General features: G+C 72.0%; 23 protein-coding genes. 18 read left to right on the top strand and 5 right to left on the bottom strand.

The window, feature by feature from the left end; all coding sequences use genetic code 11:
- Window positions 1-184 (bottom strand): transposase (locus ACYVMZ_RS37700; RefSeq protein ID WP_461087557.1); only part of this gene is annotated, 184 nt, incomplete at its 3' end.
- An 84-nt stretch (window positions 185-268) separates the two neighbouring features.
- On the opposite strand from ACYVMZ_RS37700, the gene ACYVMZ_RS37705 reads away from it, so the two are divergent.
- From ACYVMZ_RS37705 to ACYVMZ_RS37760, 12 genes are all read left to right on the top strand, one after another.
- On the top strand, window positions 269-448 hold the full coding sequence (locus tag ACYVMZ_RS37705) for a hypothetical protein (RefSeq protein ID WP_461087559.1): 180 nt from the start codon (window positions 269-271) through the stop codon (window positions 446-448).
- Between the two features lie 476 nt (window positions 449-924).
- Window positions 925-1,284 (top strand): hypothetical protein, encoded by a 360-nt coding sequence (locus ACYVMZ_RS37710; protein WP_461087561.1) that lies wholly within the window; start codon window positions 925-927, stop codon window positions 1,282-1,284.
- Window positions 1,285-1,330: 46 nt separating this feature from the next.
- Complete coding sequence (locus ACYVMZ_RS37715) at window positions 1,331-2,500, top strand: LLM class flavin-dependent oxidoreductase (protein ID WP_461087563.1); 1,170 nt, start codon at window positions 1,331-1,333, stop codon at window positions 2,498-2,500.
- Between the two features lie 185 nt (window positions 2,501-2,685).
- The gene (locus tag ACYVMZ_RS37720; RefSeq protein WP_461087565.1) at window positions 2,686-3,972 is read left to right on the top strand and encodes a PQQ-dependent sugar dehydrogenase; all 1,287 of its coding nucleotides are present in this window, start codon (window positions 2,686-2,688) and stop codon (window positions 3,970-3,972) included.
- Between the two features lie 58 nt (window positions 3,973-4,030).
- Window positions 4,031-5,194, top strand: coding sequence for an inositol-3-phosphate synthase (locus ACYVMZ_RS37725; protein ID WP_461087567.1), 1,164 nt, complete (start codon window positions 4,031-4,033; stop codon window positions 5,192-5,194).
- On the top strand, window positions 5,191-6,087 hold the full coding sequence (locus tag ACYVMZ_RS37730) for an SCO3242 family prenyltransferase (protein WP_461087569.1): 897 nt from the start codon (window positions 5,191-5,193) through the stop codon (window positions 6,085-6,087). Before ACYVMZ_RS37725 ends, ACYVMZ_RS37730 begins: the two co-directional genes overlap by 4 nt.
- Window positions 6,084-6,977 carry a sugar phosphate isomerase/epimerase family protein gene (locus tag ACYVMZ_RS37735; protein WP_461087571.1) on the top strand — a complete coding sequence of 298 codons (894 nt, stop codon included), beginning with the start codon at window positions 6,084-6,086 and terminating at the stop codon, window positions 6,975-6,977. The genes ACYVMZ_RS37730 and ACYVMZ_RS37735 overlap by 4 nt, the downstream gene beginning before the upstream one ends.
- Before the next feature lie 2 nt (window positions 6,978-6,979).
- Complete coding sequence (locus ACYVMZ_RS37740) at window positions 6,980-7,609, top strand: EboA domain-containing protein (protein WP_461087573.1); 630 nt, start codon at window positions 6,980-6,982, stop codon at window positions 7,607-7,609.
- Window positions 7,606-8,466, top strand: a complete 861-nt coding sequence (locus ACYVMZ_RS37745; RefSeq protein WP_461087575.1) for a TatD family hydrolase — start codon at window positions 7,606-7,608, stop codon at window positions 8,464-8,466. The genes ACYVMZ_RS37740 and ACYVMZ_RS37745 overlap by 4 nt, the downstream gene beginning before the upstream one ends.
- A complete protein-coding gene (gene eboE, locus ACYVMZ_RS37750) occupies window positions 8,463-9,566 on the top strand; it encodes a metabolite traffic protein EboE (protein WP_461087577.1) in 1,104 nt (367 codons plus the stop codon). Before ACYVMZ_RS37745 ends, eboE begins: the two co-directional genes overlap by 4 nt.
- Window positions 9,563-10,951: an alkaline phosphatase family protein gene (locus tag ACYVMZ_RS37755; protein WP_461087579.1), complete on the top strand. Its 1,389-nt coding sequence runs from the start codon at window positions 9,563-9,565 to the stop codon at window positions 10,949-10,951. Before eboE ends, ACYVMZ_RS37755 begins: the two co-directional genes overlap by 4 nt.
- A gap of 176 nt (window positions 10,952-11,127) precedes the next feature.
- Window positions 11,128-12,702, top strand: coding sequence for an MFS transporter (locus tag ACYVMZ_RS37760; protein ID WP_461087581.1), 1,575 nt, complete (start codon window positions 11,128-11,130; stop codon window positions 12,700-12,702).
- Window positions 12,703-12,766: 64 nt separating this feature from the next.
- On the opposite strand, the gene ACYVMZ_RS37765 is transcribed toward ACYVMZ_RS37760, so the two are convergent.
- The 4 genes from ACYVMZ_RS37765 to ACYVMZ_RS37780 all read right to left on the bottom strand — a co-directional run bounded on the left by ACYVMZ_RS37765 (window position 12,767) and on the right by ACYVMZ_RS37780 (window position 17,480).
- The gene (locus tag ACYVMZ_RS37765) at window positions 12,767-14,380 is read right to left on the bottom strand and encodes an outer membrane protein assembly factor BamB family protein (RefSeq protein ID WP_461087583.1); all 1,614 of its coding nucleotides are present in this window, start codon (window positions 14,378-14,380) and stop codon (window positions 12,767-12,769) included.
- A 78-nt stretch (window positions 14,381-14,458) separates the two neighbouring features.
- A complete protein-coding gene (locus tag ACYVMZ_RS37770) occupies window positions 14,459-15,616 on the bottom strand; it encodes an epoxide hydrolase family protein (RefSeq protein WP_461087585.1) in 1,158 nt (385 codons plus the stop codon).
- 12 nt (window positions 15,617-15,628) lie between these two features.
- Window positions 15,629-17,023, bottom strand: coding sequence for an FAD-dependent oxidoreductase (locus ACYVMZ_RS37775; RefSeq protein WP_461087587.1), 1,395 nt, complete (start codon window positions 17,021-17,023; stop codon window positions 15,629-15,631).
- 43 nt (window positions 17,024-17,066) lie between these two features.
- Window positions 17,067-17,480: an SgcJ/EcaC family oxidoreductase gene (locus ACYVMZ_RS37780; protein WP_461087589.1), complete on the bottom strand. Its 414-nt coding sequence runs from the start codon at window positions 17,478-17,480 to the stop codon at window positions 17,067-17,069.
- Window positions 17,481-17,700: 220 nt separating this feature from the next.
- Between ACYVMZ_RS37780 and ACYVMZ_RS37785 the strand changes: the two genes are divergently transcribed.
- The 6 genes from ACYVMZ_RS37785 to ACYVMZ_RS37810 all read left to right on the top strand — a co-directional run bounded on the left by ACYVMZ_RS37785 (window position 17,701) and on the right by ACYVMZ_RS37810 (window position 24,026).
- Entirely contained in the window at window positions 17,701-18,876 is a 1,176-nt protein-coding gene (locus ACYVMZ_RS37785) for an acyl-CoA dehydrogenase family protein (protein WP_461087591.1), read from the top strand.
- Between the two features lie 37 nt (window positions 18,877-18,913).
- Window positions 18,914-20,152 carry a cytochrome P450 family protein gene (locus ACYVMZ_RS37790; protein WP_461087593.1) on the top strand — a complete coding sequence of 413 codons (1,239 nt, stop codon included), beginning with the start codon at window positions 18,914-18,916 and terminating at the stop codon, window positions 20,150-20,152.
- On the top strand, window positions 20,149-21,165 hold the full coding sequence (locus tag ACYVMZ_RS37795; protein ID WP_461087595.1) for an alcohol dehydrogenase catalytic domain-containing protein: 1,017 nt from the start codon (window positions 20,149-20,151) through the stop codon (window positions 21,163-21,165). The genes ACYVMZ_RS37790 and ACYVMZ_RS37795 overlap by 4 nt, the downstream gene beginning before the upstream one ends.
- Before the next feature lie 141 nt (window positions 21,166-21,306).
- The gene (locus ACYVMZ_RS37800) at window positions 21,307-21,675 is read left to right on the top strand and encodes a YciI family protein (protein ID WP_461087597.1); all 369 of its coding nucleotides are present in this window, start codon (window positions 21,307-21,309) and stop codon (window positions 21,673-21,675) included.
- An 84-nt stretch (window positions 21,676-21,759) separates the two neighbouring features.
- Window positions 21,760-22,551: an SDR family oxidoreductase gene (locus ACYVMZ_RS37805; RefSeq protein WP_461087599.1), complete on the top strand. Its 792-nt coding sequence runs from the start codon at window positions 21,760-21,762 to the stop codon at window positions 22,549-22,551.
- A 185-nt stretch (window positions 22,552-22,736) separates the two neighbouring features.
- Complete coding sequence (locus ACYVMZ_RS37810; protein ID WP_461087601.1) at window positions 22,737-24,026, top strand: RNA polymerase sigma factor; 1,290 nt, start codon at window positions 22,737-22,739, stop codon at window positions 24,024-24,026.
- Window positions 24,027-24,070 lie beyond the last annotated feature (44 nt).

Genomic DNA, 24,070 nt, shown 5'->3' on the forward strand with positions numbered 1-24,070 from the left:
ATGGGCCGAAGACCGGCGGCAGCTGCCGCCAGGTGCAGCCCGTGGTGGCGACAAAGATGATCGCAGCCAGCACCTCGCGATCTCCGTACCGGCGCCGACCGCCGCCCTGCGGCCGCGATGGCGCGGGTGGGACCACCCGCTGGAACAACTCCCACAGCTCGTCCGGCACCATGCGCTCGACCATGACCACACAGTGCAGACTACCCAGCACACCAAATGAGACGACGTCTAAGTCGCTGCCGAAGGCGTCGAGCTGAGGATCGACGGCATGGAGACCCAGGTCCGCCGCCCCACAGCGCACCGGCCCGGACGCCGCGCGTTCGTCTCCGGCAAGAAGATCAAAACCACCACCATCAGCGACTTCCAGGGCCGCACGCTGCGGAACGGCGCAGACCGGCCCGGGCGCATGCATGACCAGACCGCCAATGCGCACCGAAGGCATCGCTGAGCAACTGCGTCTACCTCAGCGTGTAAAAGCCGAGGTCGACGAGGGGTACCGGGGATTGGCGAACGAGTTCCCCGATCAGGTCACCGCCCCGCCGAAAAAGCCCAAGGACGACGTGCCCGAGGGGGACAGGCGGGCCTGGCGCGAGATGCGGCGCCGCCAGTCCCGCCGCATCGTCGTCGAGCACGCCAACGCCGAGATGCGTCAGTGGCGGTTGCTGCAGCGCTACACCGGGCGCCGCAAGGACTACGCCGAGTCACACCGCGCCGCCCGGCGGACCACCAGCCGAACTGTCAGGCGAGCACGCCCGAACCTCAATCGCCGACCGAGTCGTTACCGCCACGTTGTGCCCGCTCTCGGTCACGGGCGAGCGCCTCAGCTCCTCGACAGCCGGGCCGACGATCTTGCACTGCTGCCCACAGCGGTTCCCGGCCACCCAGTGACAACCATTCCCCTGGGGTCCGGCAGAACAACGGGCCGTGCACCGACAGGCCGGCGCGCTCGTCACCCGCTTCCACGCTGCCGGTGAGGTCACGGGCCTGGACCGCACGGAGGCCGAAGCGGCACTGCTCTCCGCCGCCGACGGCGCGAAGAAGCACCTCGCCCGGGCCGGTGGCCGGCTCACCGAAGACCACCGGCAGATCATCCGCAACCACGCCGAGCGGCTCCGCCGCGTCGACCGGGTGCGGCTGTCGACACGCTACCTGTCACCGCCCGGTGCTCACCCGCGTTCGCGCCTCCGGCCCGCCGGGCGACGGCTCAGTCCGAAGGGACATGAGGGCGCCTTGGTGCCTGGGCAATATGGAAGATGGCCGGACTCCGTCGCGCGGATAAATTGAGGCACGTCCATGCGGGCCTTACTGCGAACAGAGGGGCGTTGGCGGCATGAGCCATATCGGCGACGACTCGGAAATCGTCAAGTTCATCTACTGGGACAACCTCACTTACGCGCCGCCGGGATCGCGCGATCCAGAGAAGTGGGACCCCCGGCTCGGGGCCGAGATTTACGAAACCTATCTCGACCACTGTGTCGAGGCGGAGCGTCTCGGCTACGCCGGCCTCAGCATGCCGGAGCATTTCGGCCCGTCGTCGCTGGTCACCCATCCGAACATCATGCTGGCCGCGCTCGCCGCCAGGACGACCAGGGCGCGGATCCTCTCGGGCGTGAACCTCGCCCTGCTGCACAACCCGCTGCACCTGGCCGAGCAGTTCGCCATGATCGACGTGCTCTCGGGCGGTCGGCTCGAGGTGGGCCTCGGCCGGCGCGGTGACCGTGCCGCCTTCGAGCACGCGGCCGATCTGGTCGACGGTGTCCTCAACGAGATCGACCACCCGGTGGACAAGGCCGACCTGACGCCGGCGCTGGCGCCCTTCGCGCAGGACATCGAGACCGCGAGGGTCACCGTCTGGCCTCGGCCCGTCCAGCAGCGCGTGCCCCTGTGGGTGGCCACGGAGACGGACGGGTCGCTCGCCACGGCGGCACGCCGCGGGTGGAACGTCTTCACCGGGCTGAACCTGGACCCGTCCGCCGGCGGCATGTCGAAAGTCAGCATCGACGAAATGGTCGCGCGCCTGCATCGATATTTCGAAATCGGTCAGGAAAACGGGCACGAGTTGTCCATGTCGAATGTCGCGGCGAGTTGCTTCACCGTCATCGCGGACACCGACCAGGAAGCCGCGGAAATCGTCCGCGACGGTTTCGCTTCGCATGTCGAGGCCGCCGGAGGACATCTGGCCCGTCTAGCCGGTGCCGGTCCCGCCGAAGGCGCGCTGGAAACGCTGGCGAAGGAGGGCGACACCGGCGTACAGGGCGTGCTCGAAGCACCGGCGGATTCCTATCTCAGGAATCCGTTCGCCCTCGTCGGATCGGTCGAGACGGTCAGGGCGAAGCTGGACGCACTGCTGTCGGCCGGATTCAGGCGGTTCGTGCTGCTGTGCGGCGGCGTCGGCAACACCCACGAGATCGGCTGGCAGTCCGCGACCGCCATGGCCCACGACGTGGCGCCCGATCTCTTCTCCGCCGCGAAGTCCGGCCTGGACGAGGTGGCCGCCTGACGCGTGTCCCGGCCCGGCGCGCTCCGCCCCCGCTCCCCCCGGCGGCGGAGCGCGCCGGGCCGGGCGGTTTCCCGGGGACGCCGGGCCGGCCCCGGTATCCCCACACGACCTGTGATCCGGCGTCACCGCACAACAACTGCTTCCGCGTCGAGGAGCGTCCGAACGCACCCTCTGGAGGAGCCTTCGTGTCTGTACCGACTACAGTGGCCGACGGGCTGGACTTCCCGACCAGCCTTGCCTTCGATAACGACCACGGCGTGTATCTGGCCGAGTCGGGGCTGCCGTTCGGTGGCGCTGAACCGGGGGGCCGGGTGTGGCGTCTCGGGCAGGACGGCGCCGACCACCTGCTCGTCGCCGACCGGCTGGCCCCGCCGGTGACCGGGCTGCTCTGGCACCGGGGCTTCCTGTACGTGTCCGAGGGCGGTGCCGGCCGAATCCTGCGGATCGGCCCCGACGGACGGCGCACCGTAATCGTCGACGGGCTGCCCGGCCCCGGCAACTACCACGTCGACATGGCGGTGGCGGGTCCGGACGACAAGCTGTACTTCGCCCAAGGATCCATGTCCAACCTGGGAATCATCGGACTCGACGCCTACGAGCTGGGCTGGCTGGGCCGGCTCCCGCACTCGTACGACGTTCCGGGGCTCGACGTGGAACTGACCGGTGTCAACGTCACCACCCGCGACCCGCTGGCCGGCGAACCCGGCGCACAGGCCGTCACCGGCGCGTTCGTGCCGTTCGGCACCGCCACCCGCCCGGGGCAGCGGATCGAGGCCGCCCTGCCCTGCACCGCGGCCGTCATGCGCTGCGATCTCGACGGCGGCAACCTGGAACTGGTGGCCTGGGGCATCCGCAACGCCTTCGGGCTCGGCTTCCTTCCGGACGGCCGGCTGCTCGCGGTGGACCAGGGAGCGGACGACCGGGGCAGCCGCCCCATCGGCAACGCACCCGACCTGCTGCTCGACGTACGCGAGGGGGCCTGGTACGGCTGGCCGGACTTCGTCGGCGGGATCCCGGTGACCGACCCCAGGTTCAAGCCCGAGCGCGGCCCCCAGCCGACGTTCCTGCTCGCCAACCACGACCGGCTGCCGCCTCCGGAGCCGCCCGTGCTCGACTTCGAGGCGCATGTCGCGGCGACCAAGTTCGCCGTCGTCCCGCCGGGCTCGCCGTTCGCCGGACAGCTGGTGGTCACACTGTTCGGGGACGAGGCCCCGATGACGCTGCCGTCGGGCGGGCCAAAGCTCGGCCGGCACCTGCTGATGGTCGACCCCGACGGCTGGTCCACCCGTGGCCTGGCGTCCGAACCCGAGCTGCACCGACCGATCGACGTCGGGTTCGCGCCCGGCGATCCGGCCCTGTTCGTCCTCGACTTCGGCGAGTTCGAGATGACCGACCACGGTGTCAAGGCCAAGGCCGGGTCCGGCCGGCTGCTGCGCTGGGAGGGCTGGGACCGGCCCGCCACGACCGGCTGAGCCGGGCCGCGCGCTGCGGGACGTCATCTCTCACCCAAGTTGGAAAGGAAGTCGCACGATGGAAGGCAGAAGCGGTCTGTGGCTGATCGGCGGCAGGGGTTCGGTGGCCACCACCGCCGTCTGCGGCCTCGCCGCGCTCAGCGCGGGGCTGATCCCGGCCACCGGCTCCGTCAGTGAGCACCTGGACCTGGATCCGGCCGTTTTCCCCGGCTGGTCCGAACTGGTGGTGGGCGGCCACGACATCGCCCGGACCCCGCTGTGGAAGCGGGCCGAGGACCTCGCCGCCGCCGGTGTGTTGCCGGCCCGGCTGCCGGCGGCGCTGGCCGACGCGCTCGATGCGGCCGACCGCGAGATCCGGCCGGGTTACGACCCGGTCGACGGGCCCGACCGCCAGATCGACGCCATCGAGTACCTGGCCTGCGACATCGCGGAGTTCCGCCGCGCCCATGACCTCGCCCGGGTCGTGGTCGTCAACGTCTCCAGTACGGAGCCCCCCGTCCACCCGCTGCCCGAGCATGCCAGTCTCGCCGTCCTCGACGGCGCGCTCGCCTCCCCCGGGCAGCGGGTGCTCCCGCCCAGCGCGCTGGCGGCCTATGCGGCCTTCCTCGCCGACTGCCCTTACGTCGACTTCACCCCGTCGCCCGGTCTGCGCATACCCGCCGTGGTCGAACTGGCGCACCGCCGGAACCTGCCCTACGCGGGCAGCGACGGCAAGACCGGCGAGACCCTCCTGCGCAGCGCGCTGGCGCCGATGTTCGTCTCGCGCGGACTGCATGTCCGATCGTGGGCGGGCACCAACCTGCTCGGCGGCGGCGACGGCGCGAACCTCGCCCAGGAGGGGCGTGCGGCCGGAAAGCTGGCCTCCAAGTCCCGCGGGCTGGAGGCGCTGCTCGGCGGCAAGGCCGACGCGCCCCTGCACATCGACTACGTGCCCGACCTGGGCGAGCGCAAGGTGGCCTGGGACCACATCTCCTTCGAGGGCTTCCTCGGCGCGCAGATGAGCCTGCAACTCACCTGGCAGGGCCATGACTCGGCGCTGGCGGCGCCGCTGGTCCTCGACCTCGCCCGGCTCGTGGCGGGCGCGCACGCGGCCGGAGAGTCCGGTCCCCTGGGTGAGCTCGCCTTCTTCTTCAAGGACCCGATCGGCAGCGACGAGCACCGGCTCGCCCAGCAGGAAGAGGACCTGGTTGCCTGGGTGCGGCGCCTCGCGGTGTCCCGGTGAGGGCTCGGGCGTCCCGGCACCGGCTGGGCGACTGGCTCGAACTGGTCCGCGCGCCCGCGGCCCTCACCGTGCTCGGCGACACGGTGGCCGGGGCGGCCGCCGCCGGGCGGCCGCTGCGCGGACGACGGCTGGCGCTGCCGCTCGCCTCCGCCGCGCTGTACTGGTCGGGCATGGCCCTCAACGACTGGGCCGACCGCGCCGTGGACGCGGAGGAACGCCCAGAGCGTCCGATTCCGTCGGGCCGGATCGCACCGGGTGCGGCCCTCGCCGCGGCCGCCGCGCTCAGCGTCGGCGGGCTCGCCCTGGCCGCCTTCGCCGGCGGCTCCGACGCCCTGCGCGCCGCGGCCGCGCTGACCGCGGCGATCTGGGCGTACGACACCGTGCTCAAGCCGACCCGGGCCGCACCGCTGGGGATGGCGGCCTGTCGCGCTCTCGACGTGCTGCTCGGTGCCGGTGGCGGGGCGTCCGCCCGGAGACCGGCGCTGGCCCTGGCGGCCCACACCCTCGGGGTGACCGCGCTGTCCCGGGGCGAGGTCCACGGCGGGCGCCGGTCCGAGGTCCGGCTGGCCCTCACCACCACCCTGCTGTCCGCGGCCCTGACCTGCGGGGGGCGAGCACCGTCCGGGCGGCACCGGACGGCGGCCGTGCTGTGCTCCCTGGTCTATGGGGCCACCACGGCCACCGCTCAGCTCGCGGCGGCCTCCGCGCGGTCCACCGCCGGCGGCCTGGTCGAGCCCGGCGCCGTCCGGACCGCGACGGTGGCCGGGATCCACGGCATGGTGCCGCTGCAGTCCGGGCTGGCCGCGCGGTCCGGCTCGCCCGGGGCCGCCGCGCTGGTGCTGGGTGTCCTGCCACTGGTCCGGAGGCTGTCCACCATACGGAGTCCGACATGAGTTCTTTCGACCTGGGTTACGGCACCAACGGCTTCTCCAACCACCGGCTGCACGACGCGGTACGGGTCATCGCCGATCTGGGCTACACCGCGGTCGGTCTCACCCTCGACCATCACCACCTCGACCCGTTCGACCCCGGCCTGGCCCGGGCCACCGGGCGACTGGCGGCGCTGCTGTCCTCGTCCGGACTGCGCTGTGTGGTGGAGACGGGCGCGCGCTATCTGCTCGATCCGTCCCGCAAGCACCATCCGACCCTGGTCTCGGAACCGGCCGGGCAGCGGATCGACTTCCTGCTCCGCTCCGTGCGGATCGCCCAGTCGCTCGGCGCCGAGTGTGTGTCCTTCTGGTCCGGTGTGGGCGAGGCGGGGGTGCCCGGGGAGACCAACCGGGACCGGCTACTCAGGCATCTGGACCCGGTGGTCGACGAGGCGTCGAGGCGGGAGGTGCGGCTCGCCCTGGAGCCCGAACCCGGCATGGTCGTCGAGCGGCTCGACCAGGCGCTGGAGGTGCGCCGGGCACTCGGCGAACCCGAGCCGCTGGGCATCACGCTGGATGTGGGGCACTGCGTCGCCGTGGAACCGGCCGACGCCGCGGAGTGCGTCCGGCGGGCCGGGCGGCTGCTGTTCAACGTCCAGCTGGACGACATGCTGCCGGGGGTGCACGAGCACCTCGAATTCGGCGAGGGCCGGCTGGACCTCGCCGGGACGCTGGCCGCGCTCGACGGGATCGGGTACCGCGGCGTCGCCGCCGTAGAACTGCCGCGGCACAGTCACGCCGCGCCCCAGGTCGCGTCGAGGGCCCTGGCGGCGCTCCGCCGGGCCCGGAACGATGCGGCCGGGCAGCCCGCGCGCGCCGGTGCGCCGATGCCGTCCACGATCGGAGAACGCTAGCCATGGACACGCGACAGGACGACCGGCTCGCGGCCGCGGAACGACGCGTCCGGGACCGGCCCTCCGCCATCCACGAGGAGTATCCGCTGGCCGGACGGCATCCCGTCCGGCACGGTACCGACCCCGACGCCCTCGTCTTCGGCACCGACGACGACCGGGCCCGGGCCCGGCTGCTCGCGGTCCTGGCCGAGGTACTGCCGGCCGGAGAGCTGGAGCGCGAGACGGAACGGCTCTACCGGCACGGGGACGACGCCGAACGGCGTGGGGTGCTGCGCGCCCTGCCCGTGCTGCCCGCCTCGTCGGCCCGGCTCGGTCTCGCGCTGGTCGCGGACGGCCTGCGCAGCAACGACCCGCGGCTGGTCGCGGCGGCGATGGGTCCGTTCGCCGCGGCGCACCTGGACCAGCCGGCCTGGCGGCAGGGCGTGCTGAAGTGCCTGTTCGTCGGGGTACCGCTGGCGGCGGTGGCGGACCTCGCCCGGCGGGCCGACGCCGAGCTGCTCCGGATGGCCCGCGACCTGGCCGAGGAGCGCCGGGCCGCCGGGCGGGAGGTCGGCCCCGACCTTCGCGCGCTGCTCGGCATCGCCGTACCGCCCGCCCTGGTGCCGTCGCGAGGAGAGGACGACGCTCGATGAGGATCTTCGATCCGCACATCCACATGACCTCCCGTACCACGGACGACTACGAGAACATGCACGCGGCCGGTGTCCGGGCCGTGGTCGAGCCCGCCTTCTGGCTCGGCCAGCCGCGGACCGGCCTGACGTCCTTCACCGACTACTTCGACAGCCTGATCGGCTGGGAGCGGTTCCGGGCCGCGCAGTTCGGCATCAGCCACAACTGCACGATCGCGCTGAACCCGAAGGAGGCCAACGACCCCCGCTGTGCTGAGGTGCTGGAGGTGCTGCCGCGCTACCTCGGCAAGAACGGGGTGGTCGCGGTCGGGGAGATCGGCTACGACTCGATGACCGCAGCCGAGGACGAGGCCTTCACACGTCAGCTGGCACTCGCCGTCGAGCGGTCCCTCCCGGTCCTGGTGCACACCCCGCACCGGGACAAGCGGGCCGGCACCCGCCGTAGCCTGGACGTGGTCCGCGAGTCCGGCATCGCCCCGGAGGCCGTGCTGGTGGACCATCTCAACGAGGTCACGGTGCGGATGGTCGCCGACTCCGGCTGCTGGATGGGCTTCTCCATCTACCCCGAGACCAAGATGGACGAACACCGCATGGTCGCCGTGCTCAGGGAGTACGGAACGGACCGGATCCTGGTCAACTCGGCGGCGGACTGGGGCCGGTCGGACCCGCTGAAGACCCAGCGGGTCGGCCTGGCGATGCTGGCGGCCGGGTTCAGCGACGCCGAGGTCGACAGGGTGCTGTGGCAGAACCCGGTCGAGTTCTACAGGCGCAGCGGACGTCTGATCCTCGACGAGGACCGCGAGGCCGGCGCCGGACCGGCCTTGTACGAGGGCAATTCGGTGCTGCGGGGCCAGTCGTGAGCCGGCTGTGCTACTGCACCAACGTCCATCCCGCGGAGGATCTGGCCGGTGTGCTCCGCCAGCTCGACACCCACGCGGTCCCGGTGCGCGAACGGCTCGGGCGCGACCGCCTCGGCCTCGGTCTGTGGCTGGCCGCCGAGGCCGCCGCGGAACTGGCCGCCGACCCGGCCGCGCTGCGCCGGCTGCGCGCCGAACTGGACGCCCGCGGCCTGTCGGTGCTGACCCTCAACGCGTTCCCCTACGGCGGTTTCCACCAGCGGGTCGTCAAGCACACCGTCTACCGCCCGGACTGGACCGATCCGGCCCGGGCCCGCTACACCGCCGACTGCGCGCACGTGCTCGCCGGACTGCTGCCGGACGACGCCGCCGGCGGCAGCCTGTCCACGCTGCCGCTCGGCTGGCGCAGCCCGTGGCCGCCCGCCGCCGACCGGGCTGCCGAGTCGGCGCTGCGGTGGACCGCCGACGAGCTGGTGAAGGCCTCGGCGCAGGCCGGGCGTCCGCTGCGGCTCGCGGTGGAGCCGGAGCCGGGCTGCGTCCTGGACACCGTCGCGGACGCCGTGCGCTGGCTCGCGCCCCGGGTGGATCCCGAGGTCATCGGTGTCTGCCTGGACACCGCCCATCTCGCCGTCTCCTTCGCTGACCCGGACCAGACCGTCGCCGCCATCGAGCGGGCCGGCCTGGCGGTCGTCAAGATCCAGGCGGCGTCGGCCCTGCATGTCGACGATCCCCGTGACCCAAAGGCCCGCCGGCTGCTCGCCGAGTACGCCGAGCCCCGCTACCTCCACCAGGTCAGGGAGCTGAGCGGCCGGGGCCGGGTGCGCGCGGCCGACGATCTCCCCCAGGCCCTGGACGAGCTGCCCGGTGACGGGGCCTGGCGGGTGCACTTCCACATCCCGCTGCACGCCGAACCTGCGCCTCCGCTCCGGGGCACCACCGACGTACTGCGGCGGGCCGTGGCGGCCGTGCGGGACCGGCCCGTGGTCGAAGTCGAGACGTACACCTGGCAGGTGCTGCCCGGGGGCGCCGACCCCATCGACGGCATCGCCGCCGAACTCCGCTGGGCCGAACGAGAGCTGCTGGACGAAGGGCGCGCGACATGAAGCCTGTGGTCGTCCTGAACGTGGTCGGTCTGACGCCGCGTCTGCTGCCGGCCATGCCGAACCTCTCCCGGTTCGCCGCGCGGGGCGGATCCGCCCCGCTGCGCACCGTCCTGCCCGCCGTCACGTGCACCGTCCAGTCCACCCTGCTCACCGGGCGGCTGCCCGTCGACCACGGCATCGTCGGGAACGGCTGGTACTTCCGCGAACTCGGCGAGATCCATCTGTGGCGGCAGCACAACCGGCTGGTCGGGGGCGCGAAGGTGTGGGAGACCGCCCGCACCCGGCATCCCGGCTACCGCGTCGCCAACGTCTGCTGGTGGTACGCCATGGGCGCCTCCACCGACCTGCTGGTGACGCCGCGCCCGGTCTACCACGCCGACGGGCGCAAGTCGCCCGACTGCTACACGCGCCCGCCGGCGCTGCACGACCGGCTCACCGCGGAACTCGGGCCCTTTCCGCTGTTCCAGTACTGGGGTCCGACCGCGGGCCTGGCCTCCAGCCGGTGGATCGTCGCGGCCACCCGCCGCATCCTGCGCACCGAGCGCCCCGACCTGCTGCTGGCCTACGTACCGCACCTGGACTACGACCTCCAGCGCTTCGGCCCGGACTCCCCGCAGGCGACGGCCGCCGCCCGGGCCGTCGACGCGGAACTCGCGCCGCTGCTGGACGAGGCCGCCCAGGACGGCGCGACCGTGATCGCGCTCAGCGAGTACGGCATCACCGCGGTCAACCGGCCGGTGGACATCAACCGGGCGCTGCGCCGCGCCGGCTGGCTGGAGGTGTACGAGCAGGCCGGCATGGAGTACCTCGACCCGTGGGCCTCGCGGGCCTTCGCGGTCGCCGACCACCAGACCGCGCATGTCTACGTCGCCGACGAGGCCGACGTGCCCAAGGTGCGCGACCTGCTCACCCGGCTGCCCGGTGTCGCCGAGGTGCTGGGCCGGGAGGAGCAGGCCCGGTACGGGCTCGACCACCCCCGCTCCGGTGAACTGGTGGCCGTGGCCGCGCCGGACGCGTGGTTCACGTACTACTACTGGTTGGACGACGCCCGGGCCCCCGACTTCGCCCGCTCGGTCGAGATCCACCGCAAGCCGGGCTACGACCCGGCCGAACTGTTCTTCGACCCGGCGGACCGGCTCGTCAAGGCCAAGGCGGCGCTCGGGCTGGCCCGCAAGAAACTCGGCCTGCGCTACACCATGAACGCGGTGCCACTGGACCCGTCCTGTGTCCGGGGCTCGCACGGCCGGCTCCCGGACTCCCTCTCCGACGGCCCCGTCGTGCTGTGCTCGGCCCCCGACTGGCAGCCCGCCCTCACGTCCACCGGTGCCCTGCGCGCGGTCGACCTTCCGGACCTGCTGCTGGGCCTTCAGGGCCTGCGGGGCTGATCGCGGGCGGGACGGCCGAGGACCGGAGGACGAGTCCAGGGTGTCGACCGGGCCGCAGCCATGGCACGACCCTTCGCTCGGATGTGTCCGCGGACGTCGAAAGCGCGTGCCCGGGTCCGACGTCACGGATACCAGGGCATCCGGTGCCACCGCGCCGACCATCCGAAGGGACCTCCATGAGCACCACCGCGACATCGAGCGGACCGGCTCCGCGCCCCGGCAGGCGGCAGTGGATCGGCCTGGCCGTGCTCGCCCTGCCGACCCTGCTGGTCTCGATCGACGTGTACGTCATGCTGCTCGCGCTGCCCGCGCTGTCCACCGCGCTCGGGGCGAACAGCGTCCAGCAGCTGTGGATCACCGACATCTATCCGTTCGTGCTCGCCAGCCTGCTCATCACCATGGGCACGCTCGGCGACCGGATCGGCCGGCGCAGACTGCTGCTCATCGGTGCCGCGGCCTTCGGCATCGCATCGGTGGGCGCCGCCTACGCCACCGGTCCGGGCATGCTGATCGCGGCGCGCGCCGTCATGGGCGTCGCCGGGGCCACGCTCGCCCCGTCCACCCTCTCCCTGATCTCCACCATGTTCCCGGACCCCCGGCAGCGCGGTACCGCGATCGGGATATGGGGAGCGTGCTTCTCCGTCGGCGCCGTCGTCGGCCCGCTGGTCGGCGGCCTGATGCTGGCCCGCTTCTGGTGGGGCTCGGCCTTTCTCGTCGGCGTGCCCGCCCTGGTTCTCCTGCTGGTCCTCGGACCGGTGCTGCTGCCGGAGTACCGGAATCCGGAGGCCGGCCGTCTCGATCTCGTCAGCGTCCTGCAGTCGGTCGCCGCCGTCTTCCCGGTCGTCTGGGGCATGAAGGAACTGGCCACGGAGGGCTGGGACGCCCTGCCGGTCGTCGCCGTCCTGGCCGGCGTCGGCTTCGGCGTCGTGTTCGCCCGCCGCCAGCGAACCCTGCCCGACCCGCTGCTCGACCTCGGTCTGTTCTCCCGGCGCCGCTTCTCCGCGGCGCTTGTCAGCCTGTTCCTCGGCACCATGCTCACCGGCGCGGTGATGTACTTCGTCACCCAGTCGCTGCAACTCCTCTACGGCCGTGGGCCCTTGAGCGCCGGCGTGTGGATGCTGCCGGCGATCGTCACCAACACCGTCGGCTTCGTCCTGGCCCCGCGGCTCGGGCAGCGTTTCCGCCCCGCCTACCTCATCGGCTCCGGACTGCTCGTGTGCGTCCTCGGCATGGCGCTGCTCACCCAGGTCCGGGCCGATTCCGGCCCGGCGCTGCTGATCACCGGCTTCGCCGTGGTCTACCTCGGCTCGGGGCCCATGGTGACCCTCGGCATCGGTCTGGTGATCGGCTCCGCGCCCCAGGAGAAGGCCGGTTCCGCCGCGGCCCTGAACGAGACCAGCGGCCAGTTCGGCTTCGCTCTGGGCATCGCGGTCCTCGGCAGCATCGGCACCGCGGTCTACCGGGCCACGCTCGCCCTCCCCGCGGGGCTGCCCGCGCAGGCGGCGACGGCGGCCGGTGATTCGCTCGCGAGCGCCGAGGAGGCCGCACGCGCGCTGCCTGGCCGGACGGCCGCGGCCCTCCTCGACCCCGCCCGCGCGGCGTTCACCACGGAACTCCACCTGGTGGTCGCCGTCGCGGGTGCCCTGCTGCTCGCCACGGCGGTCCTGGTGACCGCCCTGCTCCGGCACGTGCCTCCCACCGGTCGCCGGCGGCCCGCCGAGGACGACGCGGACACCGTCCCGATGGCCTGACGCCCCGCACGGCGCAGCCCCGGACCATGTCACGGTCCGGGGCCGTCCCGCGGGGTCGCTCGGGCTACGCGTTCGGGCGGTCGCCGTCCAGGGAGTAGGCGATGAGCTCGGGCTTCGCGTCCTTGTCGTCCCCGGCCACACCGGCGCCCACCAGCAGCATGTCGCCGCTGACGGCCGGGAACGAGTTGATGCCGGCCGACGCGGCGCCGGTCCACAGGGTCTTGCCGGTACGGATGTTGAAGGCGAAGATCCGGCCGTCGTACGTGCTGCTGAACACGACGTCGTTGGCCACCGTCGCCGCACCGAGCGGCATCTGCGGCAGATCACGCTTCCAGCGCACCTCGCCGGTCCTCGTGTCGAGCGCCGCGAGCCCGCCACGTCCCCCGTCCGTGCCCGGATAGGTCATGCCGCCGGTGGCGCTCATCTCGGCCGGGAGGTCGACCCAGGGCACGAAGACCAGTCCCTCTGCGGCGGCCATCGGGGTCTCCACCCCGCCGAGGACGCCCGGGTAGATGGTGACCGGCTCGTCCGGCAGCGGGCCCTCGTCGTTGAGGTGGATGCCGACCGACCGCGTCCACAGCGGTGTGCCGTCGTCGGCGCGGTAGGCGAAGACCTTGCCCATCTTGCCCGCCACGATCACGATCTCGGTCCGCGCCCCGTCGATCGGCACGGTGGTGATGATGGGCGAGATCTGGAGGTCGTAGTCGCGTATGTCGTGTGGCAGGGCCTGGCGGTACCAGAGCAGTTCCCCGGTGCGGCCGTCCAGGGCGACCAGGGAGTTGGTGTAGAGGTTCGGGCCCGGTCGGCTGCTGCCATTGGGGTACTCGGGGGTGCCGGGCATCGGCGCCGGGTTGCCGACGGCCAGGAAGACCCGGCCCCGCTTGTCGACGGCCGGCGGGAACCAGAGGCCGCCGCCGGAGTTGATCTCCGGGTGACCCCACAGGTCGCCGTCCTTGACCGTGTTGAAGCTCCACCTCGGTTTGCCGGTGGCCATGTCGAGGGCCCAGACGGTCCCCATCGTTCCGGGAACGTATGTCCCGAACGTCGACGGTACGGTGCTGACCAGGACGGTGCGCCCGTAGACCTGGGGGGCGACGTCGATGCCGCCCTTCCCGGCGTCGATCAGGTGCCTCGACCACACGGTCCGCCCGGTGCGCGCGTCCAGGGCGAAGGCACCAGTGAAGGTGGTGCCGAGGAGCAGCCCTTTGCTGTAGGCGACGCCGTTCGGACCGACGCTGGGATCGTCGAACTCGCGCTTCCAGCGGACCCGGCCCGTCCCCTTGTCCACTGCGTAGACGTTCGAGTTGAGATCGATGAAGTAGACCGTCCCGCCGACCACGATCGGGTTGGAGGCCATCAGGCCGGCGAAGGTGGGCTTGCCGGTCAGCGGCAGCCGCCATTTCACCTCGAGATCGCGGACGGTCTCGGAGCTGATCGGGGTCCGGGTGGTGGCCCGGGTGTTGGAGAGATCGCCGTTGGCGATCGGCCAGTCGGCCGTTCGCTCGTGGCCGCGCACCCGCGGCTCCGGCGCTGCCGCCACGCTGGTGCCGGCCGGGCCGTTGCAGCCCGCCCCGACCAGTACCCCCAGCAGGGTCAGCCCGGTCAGGCCGATCCGGCCCGCCCCGATTCGTCTGCCGCGGCGGGTTCCGCGGGCGCGTGCGATTGCTGTGGCTGTCAAGCCGGCCTCATTTCCGCCCGGTACCGGTCCGCCGATCCGGGCTGCTCGAAGTGCTGTGTTTCTTGGGGGGCCGCGGTGTCAGCGCCGCGTACGCGCGAACGCCCGGACGTCGCCGACGAACAGCTCCGGCTGCTCCAGGGCAGCGAAGTGCCCGCCCTGGTCGAATTCGGACCAGTGGGTGAGGGTCGGGAGGATCCGCTCCGCCCAGCTGCGGATCGGCCGCACGGCGTCGTGGGGGAACACGGCGACGCCGACGGGCATGGTCAGCGGCCACGGGCCCGCCCAGGTCCGCAGGAAGTCGGCGTCCAGCCGGTTGGACTCGTAGTAGAGCTGGGCGCTGGGACCGGCGGAGGCGGTGTACCAGTAGATCGAGGCGTTGGTGAGCAGCCAGTCCCGGCTCACCGGGATCTCCGCTGCCGTCTCGGCCGCCGTCCACTCCTTGAACTTCTCGACGATCCAGGCGAGCTGGCCGACCGGGGAGTCGGTGAGGCCGTACGCGAGGGTCTGCGGCCGGGTGGACTGGATCTTCCGCCACCCGGCGCCGTCCTGCTCGAACGCGGCCGCGAACTCTAGGCGGGCACGATCCCGGGCGCCCAGCCGGGCGAGCTCGGCGGGATCCTGCGGCGGCAGGGTGACGAACATGTTGAGGTGCACGCCCGCGACGTGCTCGGGATCGGCCAGGGCTGTGCGCAGCGAGACCGGCATCCCCCAGTCGCCGCCCTGGACGAGGTACCGCCGGTAGCCGAGCCGGTGCATCAGCTCGGCCCAGGCCCGGCCGGTCCGGGCGGTGTCCCACCCGGCCTCCCGGGGGCGGCCCGAGAAGCCGTAGCCGGGCAGCGAGGGAATGACCAGGTGGAACGCGTCGGCGGGATCCGCGCCGTGGCTTCGCGGATCGGTCAACGGCCCGATCACGTCCAGGAACTCGGCCACCGAACCGGGCCAGCCGTGCGTGACGATCAGCGGCATGGCGTTCGGTTCGGGTGAGCGGATGTGCAGGAAGTGGATGTCGACACCGTCGATCTCGGTGAGGAACTGCGGGAAGGAGTTGAGGTGTTCCTCGACCTGGCGCCACTTGAAGCCGGTACGCCAGTACTCGGCGAGTTCCCGCAGAAAGGGGACCGGGACACCGCGCTGCCAGCCCGCGCCGGGCAGCTCGTCCGGCCAGCGGGTGGCGGCGAGCCTGCGCTCCAGGTCGTCCACGGCCTCCTGACCGACAGCGATACGGAAGGGACGCATGACAAGTGCCTCTCAGCTGGGCCGTCGTGCGACGTGGGTCGGCGTGGGCCGGGCGGTGGCGGCCGCACCCGCCGGCGGGCGGAACGAGTGCCGCAGGACGCGCAGCAGTGTCCTGGGCCGCATCAGCGACGCAGGGGGGTCGATCAGCCCGGCCGCGCGGATGAAGGCGTTGGTGAGTTCGGCGTCGTGGGTGGCGGCGCGCTGCAGCCGGTCGACATAGGCGTTGGCCAGGCGGATCCGGGGCGTCCGGCGGCCCTCGACGCCGCGGTAGCCGAGATCGGCGCCGGCCGCGAACTCCCAGGGCGCGTCGACGGCGCCCGCGACCTCCTGGAAGAAGCGTCGGAAGTCAGGCGGTGCACCGGACTCCAACTGCCGCCGCAGGGCGAGTGTTTCGAGCGCCGCGACCGACATGCCCTGTCCGTACACCGGGTTGAAGCTGCACACGGCGTCCCCCATGACCAGGAAGTTCGCGGGGAAACGGGTCAGCCGCTCGTAGTGGCGCCGCACACTGGCGGGGAACTTGAACGTCCCCGAGTCCAGGGTCGGCGTGGCCCGGCGGACGGCGTCGTAGATGTCCGGCACCGGCAGTGACCGGGTGAAGGCGAGGAACCCGTCGAGATCCGCCGGCGGATGGTCGCCGAGGATGCCGGTGAGCGACAACTGCACCTGGCCGTCGTCACCGGGCACCCGGTAGAAGAACGCGCCCCGCGGGTGCGCCGGGGACGCCACCGGGATGATCGCGAGTTCCTTGCCGAACGGATCGGTGTCCAGCGCGAAGTGGCGCGTGGTGTAGGCCAGGTCGATCTTGATCCTGGACTCCTCCGGGCGCTGGTAGCCGAGTTCCTCCAGCCACACCGGGGTGCGCGAGCCGCGTCCGGTGATGTCGACGACCAGATCGGCCGGCAGCACCTCGGGAGAGCCGCCGTCCTGGCGCTGGACCCGGGTGCCGACGACCCGGCGCCGATCGGCAGTGGTCTCCAGACCGAGGATGTCGTGGCGCTCCAGGAAGGTGACCCGGGGCATGTCCTGGACCCGGCGGCGCACGTGGTACTCCAGCACCGGACGCGTCGCGGGCACCGACAGCAGTCCGGAGTGGCCGGTGGCGAGCCGGTGGCCGTTGAAGTACCAGCGGATGGCGCTGCCGAAGTCACCCGGCCGGACACCGGCCGTCCGCAGTTCCTCGGTCAGGCCGGGGAAGAGTTCCTCGAAGATCTGCTGACCCCGGGCCACCAGACCGTGCGCATGGCGTCCGTGCGGGGCGCCGCGCCGCGCCCCGGTGACACCGTCCAGTTCGTCCCGGTCGACGACCAGGACCTCGGCGTACGCCTCGGCCAGCACGGTGGCGGCCAGCAGCCCCGCCATGCTTCCGCCGAGCACGATCGCGCGATCCCCTACCTGACGGCCCATCGCCGGCACCTCCTTGTCCCGCGCGCTTTCCCACCGGGCCGGGTCACGCGGCGGCTATGGGCGTGTTCTGGTAGGAGGCGACGCGCCAGTCGTCCGCCTCCTTCACCAGGACCCAGGTCGCGCGGATCGCGCGTTCGGCAGTCGGCTCGACGTCACCGGGGGCCAGCACGCCGCCCTGAGTGACGAGCGCGGCCACGCCGGCGGCCAGCGGACGGATCGACAGCGGTTCGCCGGTCACCCGGGTCCCCTTGAACGGGCCGGAGAAGGCGTTGCGCATGAAGGACCGGATTTCCTCACGGCTGGTCAGAAAGACATCGCCAGGCAGGATCAGGGTCGCGTTCTCGGTGAAGATCTCGGCGAACCGGTCGGCGTCGTGCTCCGCCCAGGCATCCATGATGTGCTTCGGAATGGCGCGCAGCGCGTTGGTGTCGCCGGTGTTCCACGGGGTGGAAGCCATGGCTGCTCCTTCGGCAGGCAGGTCGGTTCCGGATGACGGTCAGGCTCACACGCGTCCGCGGAGGGCTGCATCTTCCCGATTGCGCCCGCGGACCACCCCGCGGACCACCCGTGGCCGCCCCGTGCGCCGCAACCAGGGAGATGCGGGCGACCTTCGCGGATGCCAGCCTCGACGGGGCCGATCACGCGGCCCGCCCGCTCAACACGGAGGAAATCCGCCCATGCCGAACGAGATTCCGTCCAGGGAAGAGCTGATCGACCGCGCCGCCGGCCTGGTGCCGCTGCTGCAGAAGAACGCCCTCCAAGGGGAGGAGTACCGGCGCCTGCCCGAGGAGACCCTGGACGCGCTGACCGAGTCCGGGCTGCTGAACCTGCGGGTGCCCACCCGTTACGGCGGCTACGAGTCGGACATGCGCACGGTGGTCGACGTGATCGCTGAGCTGGGCCGCGGCGACGGATCGACTGCCTGGGTCATGTCGGTGTTCGCCATCAGTACCTGGATGGCCGGCCTGTTCCCGGACGAGGTCCAGGACGAGATCTTCGCCAAGCCCGGCGTGCGGGTGTCCGGCATCCTGAGCCCGACCGCCACCGCCGAACCGGCCGAGGGCGGCGTGGTCCTGAACGGCAAGTGGTCGTTCAACTCCGGTGCGCTGCACAGCTCGTGGAACACGAACGCGGCGGTGCTCCTCACCCCGGAGGGGCCTCAGCCGATCATGGTGGCGATCCCGATGGCGGACCTGGAGATCGTCGACGACTGGCACACGGCAGGCCTGCGCGGCTCCGGCAGTGTCACCACGGTGGCCCGTGACCTCTTCGTCCCCGAGCCGCGCGTGCTGCCCATGGGCCCGGTCCTGCAGGGGCAGCACCGCTCGCGGGCGAACGCGGACTCGCCGGTCTTCCGGGCGCCGTTCATGGCCACCGCGTGCGCCACGGTGGCCGCGCCCGCCGTGGGGCTGGCCCGGGCCGCCAAGGAGGCCTTCTTCGAGCGGCTGCCGGGACGGAAGATCACCTACACCAGCTACGACAGCCAGGCCGAGGCCCCCGTGACCCACCTCCAGGTCGCCGAGGCCATCGCCAAGGCCGACGAGGCGGAGTTCCACGCCCGGCGCGCGGCCGAGCTGGTCGACGGCAACGCCGCCGGCGCCAAGCCGTGGACGCTGGAGGAGCGCGCCCGCGTCCGGCTCGACCTGGGCGCGGCCTGCCAGCGGGCCAAGGAGGCCGTGGACATCCTGAACAGCGCCAGCGGCGGTTCCTCCGTCTTCAGCATGGTGCCGATCCAACGCATCCAGCGCGACGTCCAGACGCTCAACCTGCACGCGATCCTGCACCCGAACACCAACTACGAGCTGTACGGGCGGATCGCCTGCGGGCTCGAGCCGAACACCCTCTACGTGTAGTCATCGCGGGGTTCCGCCCTCATATCCGGAGGCCGTTGTGACACATCACCCCCCGACCGTCATCGACCGTACCGGCGCCGACATCCACGCCGAACTCGCCGCGCTGCGCCGTCAGGGCCCCGTGTCCCGGATCGAGCTCCCCGGGTCGGTGCGGGCCTGGTCGGTGACCGGCTACGAGGCCGCCCTGCAGGTCCTCGGGGACCCGCGGTTCTCGAAGGACCCCCGCAAGCACTGGCCCGCGTTCCGCGAGGGGGAGATAGGCGCCGACTTCCCGCTCATCGGGTGGGTGCTGATGGACAACCTGACCACCGCGCACGGCAGCGACCACAGCAGGCTGCGGCGGCTGACGGCCAAGGCGTTCACGCCGCGCCGGGTCGAGGCCATGCGCCCGATGATCGAGCGGGCGGCGGCGGAGCTGCTGGACGAACTGGCCGGTGTGGCACCGGGCGAACCCGTGGACCTGAAAAAGCGCTTCGCCCATCCGCTCCCGGCCCGGGTCATCTCCGATCTCTTCGGGGTACCGCCCGAGGAGCGCGCCACCCTGCTGCGCGGTGGGGAGGTGAACGTCGACACGACCACCAGCCCCGAGGAGGCGGCGGCGAACGTCGAGCGCTGGCACCAGCAGATGCACGCGTTCGTGGAACGCAAGCGCGCCGCACCGGGGGACGACCTCACCAGCGACCTGATCGCCGCCCAGGAGGCGGACGGGAGCCGGCTGAGCCCGTCCGAACTGGTGGGCACGCTGCATCTGATGCTGGCGACGGGGACCGAACCGGTGATGAACCTCATCGGCAACGCGGTCCACGCCCTCCTCGCCCACCCGGAGCAGTACGAGCTGATCCGCAAGGGGGACGCCGACTGGGAGGACGTGATCGAGGAGACGCTGCGCGCCGAGGCTCCGGTGGCGCATCTGCCGTTCAGGTTCGCGACGGAAGACGTCGAGGTCGACGGTGTGACGATCCCTCAGGGCGAGCCGGTGCTCGTCGCGTTCGCCGCCATCGGCCGGGATCCGGCGGTGCACGGGGAGAGCGCCGGCCGGTTTGAGCTGACCCGGGAGGACAAGACCCATCTGTCCTTTGGACACGGGATCTACCGCTGCATCGGCATGCCTCTGGCCCGTGCCGAGCTGCGGATCGCGCTGCCCGCGCTCTTCGACCGGTTCCCGGACCTGGAACTGGCCGTCCGCCCCGAGGAGATCAAGCCGCAGAGCACGTTCATCATGAACGGGCTGGAGTCGCTCCCGGTGCGGCTCGGGCCGGAGGGTGGTCGCGGATGAAGGCCGCCGTCATCGCGGCGCCGAAGGCGCCCTGGGAGATCCGGGAGATCCCCGCTCCCACGCCCGGTCCTGGCGAGGTCCTGGTCCGGGTGCGCGCCTGCGGCGTCTGTCACAACGACGTCTGGACCGCCCAGGGAGTCTTCCCGTTCCCGTCCTTCAGCCCGGCGGTCACCGGCCACGAGGCCGCGGGCGAGGTCGTGGAGCTGGGCCCCGGAGTGACGAGCCGGCGGGTCGGCGACCGGGTCGGTACGACGTGGGTGCAGGAGACCTGCGGGCGGTGCGACTACTGCCGGCGCAACCTCCCGCTCACCGGACAGTCCGGGATGAACTGCACCGCGTCGGTGATGACCGGACTCAACACCCAGGGCGGTCACGCCGAGTACCTCTGCGTCAAGGCGGCGAGCACGGTGCTGCTGCCGGACGGGCTCGACTACACCACGGCCGCGCCCGTCCTGTGTGCGGGCTACACCTCGTGGAGCGCGCTGCGCACGGCACGGCCCCAGCCCCATGAGCGGGTCGCCGTGCTGGGCATCGGCGGGCTGGGACACCTGGCCGTCCAGTTCTCCCGGGCCTGCGGGTTCGACACGGTGGCCATCACCCGCTCGCCCGACAAACACGACCTGGCGGTCAAGCTCGGCGCCGGCACCGTGGTGGCCGACGGCACCGAGCTGCGTGCCGCGGGGGGTGCCGACGTCATCCTGGTCACCGGCATCTCCTACCGGTCGGCCACGGACGCCCTCCAGGGGCTGCGGCCGGGCGGCCGCATCGTCCTGGCCACGATCGATCCGAGCAACGCGTTCACCATCGACCCGGCGACACCGTTCTGGTCACTGCGCCAGCAGGTCATCGGTGCCACGCACAATGGCCTGCACCAGCTGACCGAGGCCCTCGATCTCGTCGCGCGCGGGTCGGTCACGCCGGTCTGCGAGGTCTTCGCCAAGGAGGACGTCTCCGAAGCCGTGGCGAGGACGGCGGCCGGGGACGTCCGGTTCCGTGCCGTGGTGACCTACTGACCGGCGCGGAAGCATCCCTCGTTGGACTGGCGGTCCGCCTCGGGAAAAAATCTTCCGCGCCGATGTAGAGAACGGCACTTGGGCACCGACGAAGAGCTGAAGAGGCGCACCGGACGCCTCACGTGAGCTAGGAGCAGTACTGTGAAGTACCTGATCATGATGTACCCGAACGCCGAGGTCATGGACGCCCTGTCGGAGGAAGAGCGCAACGCCGTGTTCCAGGGCCACGGTGAGTTCATGCAGAAGATCAAGGAGTCCGGGGAGTTCATCGGCACCGTGGCCCTGGCCGGTCCGGACCAGAGCTCCGTGGTGCGGGTGCGCGGCGGGGTCCCCGCGGTGACCGACGGCCCTTACGCCGAGTCCAAGGAGTTCATGGGCGGCTACTACCTGGTCGAGGTCAAGGACCGGGACCGCGCCCACGAGCTCGCCGCGATGATCCCGGACGCCGCGGTCGAAGGCCTGGGAATCGAGGTCCGGCCGGTCGTCTTCAGCGACGACGCCTCGGCGTGACTCCCCTGCCCGGGGGCCGTCACGCCCCCGGGCCCCGCTTCCCCTCGCGAGCCTGCCCGCCCCGTATCGAGAGGACGTACGTACATGAAGGTTCCGCAGTTGCTTCGCGGCAAGGTCGTCGTCGTGTCGGGAGTGGGCCCAGGGCTCGGCCGGACGCTCGCGGTGCGATGCGCGCAGGCCGGGGCCGACGTGGTGCTCGCGGCGCGCACCTCGTCCTACCTCGACGAAGTGGCCAAGCTCGTCGAGGCGGAGTCCTGCAGCCGCGCGTTGGCGGTGCCGACCGACATCACTGATCCGGTCGCCGCCGAGGCGCTCTCCGAGGCGGCGCTCGACACCTTCGGCCGGGTCGACACACTGATCAACAACGCGCTCGTGGAACCTCCCCACACGGAGCTGTGCGACACGTCGATCGACGACGTCCGCCTCGGTATGGAGGTCGGCGTCTACGCGGCGCTGCGGCTGTCGCAGCTGTTCGCCCAGGCGCTGAGTGACAGCCGTGGCTCGATCGTCATGGTGAACTCGTCGGTCCTGCGGCACTCCAAACGGGCCTGCGGCGCCTACAAGATCGCCAAGTCCGGGCTGCTCGCGCTCGCCCAGAGCCTGGCCACCGAGCTGGGCCCGGAGGGCATCCGGGTCAACAGCGTGGCGCCGGGCCCGATGTGGACCGACAAGGTGAAGGACTTCGTCGGAGCCCTCGCGGCGGCGCGTGGCATGACGCTCCAGGAAGGCTACGACGAGGTGGCCGCCGACATGGATCTGCGCCGTCTGCAGACCGCCGAGGAGACCGCCGACGCGGTGATCTTCCTCGCCTCGGACCTGGCGCGTGCCGTCACGGGACACTGCCTCGACGTCAACTGCGGCGAGTACCACCACTGACTCGGCAACCCCTCGCGAACACGCGTGCGCAGGCGCCTCGCCCTGTCGTGCTGAGGTACGGTGTCGGCACCGGCTGCCGGGCGACCGGCAGTGCCGCGCACCGCACGACAGGGGATGGTCCGAGTTCGCATGGCTGTCGCAGCGCCTCTCCGCTCCGCGCTTCCGGCCCGTCGCCGGGGAACCCGGTGAACGGCGATACCGGGATCGGCGCCCCGCTGCGGGAACTCATTCCTCAGGTGGTGGGCACACTGGTCCGCCGCTACGGCCGGTTCGAGGAATGCGAGGACGCCGCCCAGGACGCGTTGCTCGACGCGATCGTGCAGTGGCGCAAGGACGGCGTCCCCGACAATCCGCTGGGCTGGCTGACGAAGGTCGCCCACCGCAGGCTCGCCGACCGCGCGCGCAGCGACATAGCCCGCCGGCGCCGGGAGGCGACCGTGGCGGCCATGGTCCGGGCGGACGAGCCGGTCGAGTCCGGCCCCGCCGAGCTCCACCCGTCGGACCAGGACGACTCGCTCATCCTGCTGTTCCTCTGCTGTCATCCGAGTCTGTCCCCGTCGTCCCAGCTGGCGCTGACCCTGCGGGCGTGCGGCGGCCTGACCACCAGCCAGATAGCGCGCGCCTTCCTGGTGCCCGAGGCGACGATGGCGCAGCGCATCAGCCGCGCCAAGCAGCGCATCAGGGCCGCGGGCGCGGAGTTCGAACTGCCGCCGTCCGAGGACCGGCCGGAGCGGCTCGGTGTGGTTCTGCACGTGCTCTATCTGATCTTCAACGAGGGATACACCAGTACCTCCGGCGCCGAACTCCACCAGGTCGAGCTGACCCGCGAGGCGATCCGGCTGACGCGCGCGCTGCGCCGCGCCATGCCCGACAGCCCGGAGGTGACGGGCCTGCTCGCGCTCATGCTGCTGACCGACGCCCGGCGGCCCGCGCGCACCGACGGCGACGGCAATCTCATCCCGCTCGCGGAACAGGACCGCACCCGCTGGGACGCGGCTGCCCTGAAGGAGGGCGTCGCGCTGACCACCGAGGCGCTCGCCCGCGAGCCCATGGGCCCCTACCAGCTCCAGGCGGCCATCGCCGCGGTGCACGCCGACGCCCCGAGCGCCGAGGAGACCGACTGGCGGCAGATCGTCATCCTGTACCGGCTGCTCGAGCAGGTGTCTCCGAATCCCATGGTCACGCTGAACCACGCCGTCGCGGCGGCCATGGCCCACGGTCCGCAGGCCGGCCTCGACCTGCTCCGCCCCCTCGACGAGGACGACCGGGTGGCGGACCACCACCGGCTGCACGCCGTACGCGGCCACCTGCTGGAGATGGCCGGCGACCATCACGCGGCCCGTGAGAGCTACCGGGAGGCGGCGCGCCGTACGGCCAGCCTCCCGGAGCGGCGGTTCCTGGAGTCCCGGGCGGACCGCCTGAGTAAGGGGTCCTTGCAGAATGATCTTCCTGTGGCACGGTGGAGATGGAAGTGATTCCGTCTTTGTGGGGGTGGCCCGTGGCACGGCGGAAGCCGTGG

The sequence above is a fragment of the Streptomyces deserti genome, assembly GCF_054782695.1.